2 tRNA genes and 2 rRNA genes are annotated in these 952 nt (G+C 50.6%); all 4 read left to right on the top strand.

From position 1 onward, the window contains the following. Nucleotides 1-112: ribosomal RNA gene (locus B5G37_RS14670) — 23S ribosomal RNA — on the top strand; the annotation flags it as partial. Nucleotides 113-314: 202 nt separating this feature from the next. Next, nucleotides 315-390, top strand: a tRNA-Lys gene (locus B5G37_RS14665). Nucleotides 391-444: 54 nt separating this feature from the next. Then, a tRNA-Glu gene (locus B5G37_RS14660) sits at nt 445-519 on the top strand. A gap of 22 nt (nt 520-541) precedes the next feature. Continuing rightward, nucleotides 542-657: ribosomal RNA gene (rrf, locus tag B5G37_RS14655) — 5S ribosomal RNA — on the top strand. Nucleotides 658-952 lie beyond the last annotated feature (295 nt).

Raw genomic sequence — 952 nt, 5'->3', positions numbered from 1 at the left:
CTCATCCTTTATGGAGTAAGGCTCGACGTAGACTATGTCGTTGATAGGTCGGAGGTGGAAGCGCTGTGAGGCGTGTAGCTGACCGATACTAATTAGCCGAGGGCTTGACCTACAAGAATAAATGCAGGCAGCTTGCTAGATCACATTGTTCAGTTTTGAGGGTGTGGAAACAGCGAAGTGCTAATCCGTTGTGAGCCGCGAGGATGGACCGAAGCGAGGGCGAGAAACCAAGAAACGCAAGTTTCTGTTTCAAGTCCGAGACGGAGGGAAGCCGAGCGTTGCGAACAGGAGAAGCATGACACCCCCTTCCATGGGCACCTTTAGCTCAGTTGGTAGAGCACCTGACTCTTAATCAGGGTGTCCAGGGTTCGAGTCCCTGAAGGTGTACCACTCCCACTTGGGTGTGAGACACTCAAGTGGGAGCCCTAAAAGTTGTGACGAAACGGCCCGTTGGTCAAGTGGTTAAGACGGCGGCCTCTCACGCCGCAAACACGAGTTCGACTCTCGTACGGGTCACCACTTCTTTGGGGAAAAATGAATAGTCGGTGCTGATTGCAGTGAGGGTCCACCCGTACCCATTCCGAACACGGCAGTTAAGCTCACTTGCGCCGAAAATACTTGGCTGGCGACGGCCTGGGAAGATAGGTAGTGCCGACACATAAGGATGACAGTCCACGCGACTGTCTTTCTTATGCCCAGTTTGCTGGGACACGTTGTGCGAATGACAGCATGGCAAACAAACCGAAGTATGCCGGGTTGGCCGGCAAAAAAAGTTTGAAAAAGTGCTTGACAAACGACGATGAATCTGGTAAACTAAAATAGTTCCGCCGGTGAGCGGTTTGTACCTTGTAAATTAAACAATGAGAAACACGAAAAGCACCAGAAGGACACGAGTCCTTCAGGAAACTGGTAACACAGTGAAATGAAGGGTCTCATCAATTCATATCTTTGA

Origin of the sequence: Pseudoflavonifractor sp. An85, assembly GCF_002161235.1 — a bacterium.
Taxonomy (GTDB): Bacteria; Bacillota; Clostridia; order Oscillospirales; family Oscillospiraceae; genus Enterenecus.
Note: the sequence above shows the minus strand (reverse complement) of the source record. Positions and strands in the feature narration are given on the sequence as shown.